The 7,139-nt window shown below is 62.7% G+C and carries 8 protein-coding genes; all 8 read left to right on the forward strand.

The window, feature by feature from the left end:
* Positions 1–1,770 carry a protein-disulfide reductase DsbD gene (gene dsbD / locus ACE3O2_RS17420; protein ID WP_374339700.1) on the forward strand — a complete coding sequence of 590 codons (1,770 nt, stop codon included), beginning with the start codon at positions 1–3 and terminating at the stop codon, positions 1,768–1,770.
* On the forward strand, positions 1,770–2,354 hold the full coding sequence (locus ACE3O2_RS17425) for a TlpA family protein disulfide reductase (protein ID WP_374339702.1): 585 nt from the start codon (positions 1,770–1,772) through the stop codon (positions 2,352–2,354). Before dsbD ends, ACE3O2_RS17425 begins: the two co-directional genes overlap by 1 nt.
* Positions 2,355–2,483: 129 nt before the next feature.
* Positions 2,484–2,972, forward strand: coding sequence for a type II 3-dehydroquinate dehydratase (aroQ, locus tag ACE3O2_RS17430; RefSeq protein WP_168878171.1), 489 nt, complete (start codon positions 2,484–2,486; stop codon positions 2,970–2,972).
* 28 nt (positions 2,973–3,000) lie between these two features.
* Positions 3,001–3,468: an acetyl-CoA carboxylase biotin carboxyl carrier protein gene (gene accB / locus ACE3O2_RS17435; protein WP_374339705.1), complete on the forward strand. Its 468-nt coding sequence runs from the start codon at positions 3,001–3,003 to the stop codon at positions 3,466–3,468.
* 61 nt (positions 3,469–3,529) lie between these two features.
* Complete coding sequence (gene accC / locus ACE3O2_RS17440; protein ID WP_168878173.1) at positions 3,530–4,885, forward strand: acetyl-CoA carboxylase biotin carboxylase subunit; 1,356 nt, start codon at positions 3,530–3,532, stop codon at positions 4,883–4,885.
* A 102-nt stretch (positions 4,886–4,987) separates the two neighbouring features.
* Positions 4,988–5,881, forward strand: a complete 894-nt coding sequence (gene yedA / locus ACE3O2_RS17445; protein ID WP_374339707.1) for a drug/metabolite exporter YedA — start codon at positions 4,988–4,990, stop codon at positions 5,879–5,881.
* 86 nt (positions 5,882–5,967) lie between these two features.
* Positions 5,968–6,861, forward strand: coding sequence for a 50S ribosomal protein L11 methyltransferase (gene prmA, locus ACE3O2_RS17450; protein ID WP_374339709.1), 894 nt, complete (start codon positions 5,968–5,970; stop codon positions 6,859–6,861).
* Between the two features lie 3 nt (positions 6,862–6,864).
* Positions 6,865–7,139 (forward strand): MJ0042-type zinc finger domain-containing protein (locus ACE3O2_RS17455; protein ID WP_374339711.1); only part of this gene is annotated, 275 nt, incomplete at its 3' end.

The following is a 7,139-nucleotide window of genomic DNA, read 5'->3' on the forward strand; positions in this document are numbered from 1 at the left end:
ATGATAGCGCGTCTTTGCCTGTTACTGCTGATGCTGTCTTGCCTGCTGCGGCCGGCACAGGCCGAATTGCGGCCACCGGAGCAGGTATTCATCCCGCAGCTGCGCTTTGAACACCCGCAGCAGCTGCGGCTGCAGATCCGCATCGAACCCGGCTATTACCTGTACCGCGACCGCTTTGCGGCCACGCTGGATGGGCAGCCCGTCAGCCTGACCCTGCCCGCTGGCGAAAGCAAGGATGACCCCAGCTTTGGACGGGTGCAGGTCTATCACAAATCGGTAGAGATCCTGCTGCCCCTGAGCCAGCCACTCACCGGTCCAGCCCAGTTACAGATTCGTTCACAGGGCTGCTCGGAAACCTACAAGGTCTGCTTCCCGCCACACACCCGGAAATGGCAGCTACGCCCCGGTGGCATTGTCCAGCCACTGGACAGCAAACTGCCCGGCCTGCTGGGGGCCAATACCAACGCCGCGCCCAGCGCGGCGTTGTCTTTCCCGAGTGCACAACATCCGGTGAGCCTGTGGCTGACCCTGGGCGGCTTCTTCCTGGCCGGGTTGCTGATGGCGGCCACAGTCTGCATGTATCCGCTGATTCCCATTGTCTCGGCCCTCATCATCGGCCAGCATGGTGAAACCACCCGTCGCGCCCGCAGCTTCTGGCTCAGCATGGCCTATGTACAGGGTCTGGCCATCAGCTACACGCTGGCAGGGCTTGCCGCCGGCTCGCTGGGGCTGCCGCTGACGCTGTGGCTGCAGCAGCCGTGGGTCATTGCCAGCTTTGCCCTGCTGATGGTGTTGCTGGCGTTGTCCCTGTTCGGCTTGTATGAATTGCAGTTGCCGTCGGGCTGGCAAACGCGATTCAATGCCTGGAGCAACCGCATGCCGGGTGGGCGATTCTTGCCCGTGCTGGTGATGGGGGCCTTGTCGGCCTTGATTGTCGGCCCCTGCGCTACGCCAGCGCTGGCGGCAGCCTTGCTGTTCATCGCCAAGAGCGGCGATTTGTGGCTGGGCGGGCTGGCCTTGTATGCCATGGCGCTCGGCGTCGGCACCCCGCTGTTGCTGATCGGCTGGTTCGGTGGCCGCATCCTGCCAAAGACCGGGGCTTGGATGCTGGCGGTGAAGCAGCTGTTCGGTACCCTGATGCTGCTGGTGGCCCTGTGGATGGCGTCACCCATCCTGCCCCCCCGGCTGCTGATGCTGCTGCTGGCCACCTTGCTGATCGTATCCGCCATCTACCTGTCCGCGCTCGACCCCCTGCCCGCGCACAACGCTTCAGGCTGGCGCAAGCTGTGGAAAGGCCTGGGTGTGGTGCTGCTGGTGATCGGCATCACGCAGCTGCTGGGTGCAGCCAGTGGCGCCGATGATTTCCGCAAGCCACTGGGTGGACTGTTCCGCAGTGCGCAGGCCGCGCCCGCGCCGACCTTGAGCTTCCGCCCGGTGCAATCCCCGGCGGAACTGGACCAGCTGCGACAGCAGCACCCCGGTCAACCCGTGCTGCTGGATTTCTATGCCGACTGGTGCAGCAGCTGCATCGAAATGGAGCACGAGACCTTCTCTGATCCGGCGGTGCAAAGGAAACTGCAAGGCGTGTTGCTGGTACGTGCCGATGTCACCGCCAACCTGCCGGGACACCGCGCGCTACTGGCCCGGTTCGGTCTGTTCGGTCCGCCCGGCATCATTCTGTATGACCGCAGCGGGCAGGCTCAGCCCCCCCTGATCGGCTTCATGCCACCGGAGGCCTTCATTGCGGCACTCCGTCCGCTGGAGGCGTGATGCAGGCCAGCAGAAGACAATGGCTGTGGGGCATCGGGGTGGGCCTGGTCGCTGCCGGTGCGGGTTTCGGCCTGCGCCTGTGGCAAACCTCGCCGCATGCCGCGGCCGCTTCCGCTGCAAGCGCCCCCCCTCCGTCCCCCACCCCGGCGGCCGGTCCTGGGCAGCAATTGTGGCAACGGCGCTGGCCCGACTTGCAAGGGGTAGTGCAGCCTTTGTCGCAATGGCGTGGCAAGGTGCTGGTGGTGAATTTCTGGGCCACCTGGTGCGCGCCGTGTCGTGAGGAAATACCCGCCTTCGTCCGCATCCAGAGCGATTTTGCGCTGCAAGGGGTGCAATTTGTCGGCATCGCGCTAGATCAGGCGGATCTGGTCGAATCATTTGCGCATGAGCTGAACATCAACTACCCCTTGCTGCTGACCGGTGAAGAAGGGCTGAAACTGCTGCCCGAGCTCGGCAACCCGACCGGCGGTTTACCGTTTACCCTGGTCTACGATACGGATGGCCGCCTGCTGCACACCCATCTTGGCCCGATTGCCGAGGATGTGCTGCGTCAGGTGCTGGAACCGCTGTTGCCACGACCTTGAGGCCAACGGCACCCATCTTGCAGCAAACACCGGTGTTTACTGGCTCCATAAGGTAAACGTACGTTCACTTGCAGCAAACTTGCGCGAATTGCTGGACAATTTCCGACATCTTGCGGCAAACTTGCGCCCATGCAAAAAACGACCCGTCCTGCAGATGAGGCCCGGTTGCCGACACACAGCGCCCGTATCCTGGTGCTGCATGGCCCGAACCTCAATCTGCTTGGTACCCGTGAACCGCAGCATTATGGCCATGCCACGCTGGCGGACATCAACGCCAGGCTGGCGGCCCGTGCCGCACAGGCTGGTGTGGTACTGGATGCCTTGCAGAGCAATGCCGAGCATGTGCTGATCGAGCGCATTCATCAGGCCCGCGAGGACGGGACCCGTTTCATCATCATCAACCCGGCAGCCTTCACCCATACCAGCGTCGCCCTGCGTGACGCCCTGTCTGCGGTGGACCTGCCCTTCATCGAAGTACATCTGTCCAACGTCCACGCCCGCGAACCGTTCCGCCAGCATTCGTATTTTTCCGACAAGGCGGTCGGCGTCATTTGCGGGTTGGGGCCGGATGGCTACCTGTACGCGCTGGATCAGGCGCTGACGCGCGTCACGTCCTGACCAGCTGCCCATACGGAGAACAAGACCCATGGATCTGCGCAAGCTGAAAAAGCTGATTGACCTCGTTCAGGAATCGGGTATCGCCGAACTGGAAGTGACCGAAGGCGAAGAAAAAGTCCGCATCACCCGCACTGTGAATGCCCCGGTCAACTACGTGCAGGCCCCAGCCTACGCAGCCGCACCGGCTGCTGCACCGGTACCGGCTGCTGCACCGGCGGTCGCCGCCGCCAGCGAAACCAGCGCCGCCCCGCAATGGGCAGACAGCAGCCTGGTGAAGTCACCCATGGTGGGCACCTTCTACCGCGCGGGTGCACCGGGCGCCAAGCCGTTTGTGGAAGTAGGCAGCAGTGTCGCCGTCGGCGACCGTCTGTGCATCATCGAAGCCATGAAGTTGATGAACGAAATCGAAGCCGACCGCGCAGGCGTGGTCAAGGCCATCCTGATGGAAAATGGTCAGCCGGTGGAATACGGCGAACCGCTGTTCGTGATCGAGTGAGGCCGGCCCTGCCGCGCAGGGCTGACTCGACGCCCATCATTCAGTCACAGGTGTCCTGACCATGTTTGAAAAAATCCTCATTGCCAACCGTGGCGAAATTGCCCTGCGTATCCAGCGCGCTTGCCGCGAAATGGGCATCAAGACGGTGGTGGTCCACTCCGAAGTGGACCGCGAGGCCAAGTACGTCAAGCTGGCCGATGAATCGGTCTGCATTGGCCCGGCCCCCAGCAACCAGAGCTATCTGAACGTCCCCGCCATCATTTCTGCGGCGGAAGTCACCGACGCGCAGGCCATTCACCCGGGTTACGGCTTCCTGTCCGAAAACGCGGACTTCGCCGAACGGGTGGAGCAAAGTGGTTTTGTGTTCATCGGCCCGCGCCCGGACACCATTCGCCTGATGGGCGACAAGGTGTCCGCCAAGCAGGCGATGATCGAAGCCGGGGTACCGTGCGTACCGGGTTCCGGCGGCGCTTTGCCGGACGACCCGAAAGAGATCGCCAAAATTGCCAAGCAGATTGGCTACCCGGTGATCATCAAGGCTGCCGGTGGCGGCGGTGGCCGTGGCATGCGGGTGGTACACACCGAAGGTGCGCTGATCAATTCGGTGCAGATGACGCGTACCGAAGCCGGTGCCGCTTTTGGCAACCCGACCGTCTACATGGAGAAGTTCCTCGAGAACCCTCGCCACATTGAAATCCAGGTGATGGCCGACGAATACGGCAATGCCATCTATCTGGGCGAGCGGGATTGCTCCATGCAGCGCCGCCACCAGAAGGTGGTGGAAGAGGCTCCGGCTCCGGGCATCACCCCGGCACAGCGCAAGAAGATTGGTGAAGCATGTACCGCGGCTTGCCGTCGTATCGGCTACCGTGGGGCGGGCACCTTTGAATTCCTGTTTGAAAACGGCGAGTTCTACTTCATCGAGATGAACACCCGTGTGCAGGTGGAGCATCCGGTGACCGAGATGATCACTGGTATCGACATCGTGCAGGAGCAGATCCGGGTGGCGGCAGGCGAAAAACTGCGGCACCAGCAAAAGGATGTGCATCTGGTCGGCCATGCCATGGAGTGCCGCATCAACGCCGAGGACCCGTTCAACTTCATTCCCTCACCCGGCCTGATCACCAGCTATCACGCGCCGGGCGGCCCGGGTATCCGGGTGGATTCGCACATCTATCAGGGCTACCGCGTGCCGTCGAACTACGACTCGATGATCGCCAAGCTGATCGCCTACGGTAAAACCCGTGAGCAGGCGATGGCCAAGATGCGCATTGCCCTGTCAGAAATGTCGATTGGCGGCATCAAGACCAATATCCCGCTGCATCAGGAGCTGATGCTGGACGCCGCCTTCGGCAAAGGCGGCACCAGCATCCACTATCTGGAGCACCGACTGGAAGAGCTGAAAAAGGGCAGCTAAGCCCGCAGCAGCAAACCGTACTGGCCGCAACCGGCACAACTGTGCCTGTTGCGGCTTTGCTTTGTCGGTTACGCTGCAACCATTCTACTGTCGGGCCCGACCATGACGCAGCGCCATCCGTTTACCTTGCCGGTTCTGCTGGCCCTGTTTGCCGTCTACATCATCTGGGGCTCCACTTACCTTGGCATTGCGCTGGCCATTGATGGCATCCCGCCCTTGCTGATGGCAGGCACCCGCTTCTGGAGCGCCGGGCTGTTGATGCTGCTGTGGCTGAAGCACCGTGGCCATCCTTTGCCTACCTTGCGCCAGTGGGGCAATGCCTTGCTGATCGGCAGCTTGATGCTCGGCGTGGGCAATGGTGCGGTCACGATTGCCGAGCAATGGGTCGCTACAGGTCTGGCGGCCGTCATGATTGCCACGGTACCGCTGTTTTCCATTCTGTGCGCCCATTGGCTGCTGGGTCAGCGCGCGCATGGTATTGAGTGGTTGGGGCTGGCCGTAGGCTTTGCCGGTATCCTGCTGCTCAACAGTGATCAGCGCCTGTCAGGGCAACCCTTGGGCGCCTTCCTGCTATTGGCGGCGGCGTTCTGCTGGGCACTGGGCTCTGCCCTCAGTCGACGGATCAATATGCCCACTGGCCCCATGTCCTCTGCCGCGCAGATGCTGTGCGCCGGGGTGTGCATGAGCCTGGCCGGCTTACTGCATGGCGAGCGCATTCACCACATCCCTCCCGCTAAAGCCATGCTGGCCACCGCCTATCTGGCCGTGTTTGGCTCGCTGATTGCCTATTCAGCCTACCAATACCTGCTGAAGACCGTGCGCCCCGCCCTGGCCACCAGCTACGCCTATGTCAACCCGCTGGTGGCGGTGGGCCTGGGCACACTGTTCCTGAGCGAGCCGGTGACCCCGCGCATGGTGCTGGCCATGACCATCATCCTCAGCGCCGTCCTGCTGGTGATGCTGGCACAGTGGCAACGGAGCCGTCAGCAGCGCTGACATGCCTTCCGCTTCCTGCCGGTGCATGGCATGATGTCGCCTGCATGGGGTGATCCCCCTTTGGAATCACTGGAACAGGATGTGGCATGAGCTGGATTTCGCTGGCCCTGATGTCGTCAAGTCAGGAAGCAGAGGCGCTGTCGGATGCGCTGTTTGAACTGGGCGCCTTGTCGGTGTCGATTGAGGACGCCCACGCCGGCACCGACAAGGAACAACCCTTGTTCAATGAGCCGGGCGAGGCAGTAGACAGCCTGTGGCACGATAGCCGGGTACTGGCCCTGCTCGGTGAAGACAGCGATGTCGAGGCGCTGCTGGCCCAGCTGCAGGCCCATTTCGATTGGCCCAAGCTGCCGCCCTATGAGGCGATTGAAGTCGCCGAGCAGGATTGGGTACGGCTGACGCAAAGCCAGTTCGACCCGATCCGTATCTCCAACCGCCTGTGGATCACCCCCACCTGGCACGAGGCCCCGCAGGACGGCAGTATCAACCTCTGGCTGGACCCGGGCTTGGCCTTTGGTACCGGCAGCCACCCGACCACGCGTCTGTGCCTGGAATGGCTGGACCGTCACTTGCCGGTCGGCAGCAGCGTACTGGACTACGGTTGCGGCTCCGGCATTCTGGCACTGGCCGCTCGCAAACTGGGTGCCGCCCACGTGGTGGGCGTCGACATCGACCCACAAGCGATCCAGGCCAGCCATGACAATGCCAGCCAGAACCAAGTCAACATCGACTTCTACCTGCCGGATGCGTCACCCAATGGACAGTACGACGTGGTGGTGGCCAATATCCTGACCAATCCCTTGCGTACACTGGCGCCGCTACTGGCAGGCCACGTCCGCAGCGGCGGCCAGCTGGTACTGTCCGGCATTCTGGTCGAACAGGTGGCGCTGGTGCAAGAAGCCTACGCGCCATGGTTTGAGCTGCAACTGGCCGACCAGCGTGAAGGCTGGGCCTGCCTGTCCGGCGTCAAGCAAGGCTGAGCCGTGCGCTACGCCACCCGCTGCCCCAATTGCCGCACCGCCTTCCGCGTCCACAGCGACCAGCTGGCGGCGGTGAACGGCAAAGTACGCTGCGGACGCTGCGCGCATGTTTTCAATGCCCTGGATCACCTGCTCCCTGAGCCTGAATCTGTAGCTTCACCTGCACCTGCACCTGCACCTGCACCTGCACCTGCACCTGCACCTGCACCTGCACCTGCACCTGCACCTGCACCTGCACCTGCACCTGCACCTGCACCTGCACCTGCACCTGCACCTGC

This window comes from Leeia sp. (genome assembly GCF_041909055.1).
Lineage (GTDB): Bacteria > Pseudomonadota > Gammaproteobacteria > Burkholderiales > Leeiaceae > Leeia > Leeia aquatica.

What these genes read in the sequence shown, in the direction of transcription:
- dsbD (WP_374339700.1), top strand. Translation starts at nt 1, where the DNA reads ATGATAGCGCGTCTTTGCCTGTTACTGCTGATGCTGTCTTGCCTGCTG.
- ACE3O2_RS17425 (WP_374339702.1), top strand. Translation starts at nt 1,770, where the DNA reads ATGCAGGCCAGCAGAAGACAATGGCTGTGGGGCATCGGGGTGGGCCTG.
- aroQ (WP_168878171.1), top strand. Translation starts at nt 2,484, where the DNA reads ATGCAAAAAACGACCCGTCCTGCAGATGAGGCCCGGTTGCCGACACAC.
- accB (WP_374339705.1), top strand. Translation starts at nt 3,001, where the DNA reads ATGGATCTGCGCAAGCTGAAAAAGCTGATTGACCTCGTTCAGGAATCG.
- accC (WP_168878173.1), top strand. Translation starts at nt 3,530, where the DNA reads ATGTTTGAAAAAATCCTCATTGCCAACCGTGGCGAAATTGCCCTGCGT.
- yedA (WP_374339707.1), top strand. Translation starts at nt 4,988, where the DNA reads ATGACGCAGCGCCATCCGTTTACCTTGCCGGTTCTGCTGGCCCTGTTT.
- prmA (WP_374339709.1), top strand. Translation starts at nt 5,968, where the DNA reads ATGAGCTGGATTTCGCTGGCCCTGATGTCGTCAAGTCAGGAAGCAGAG.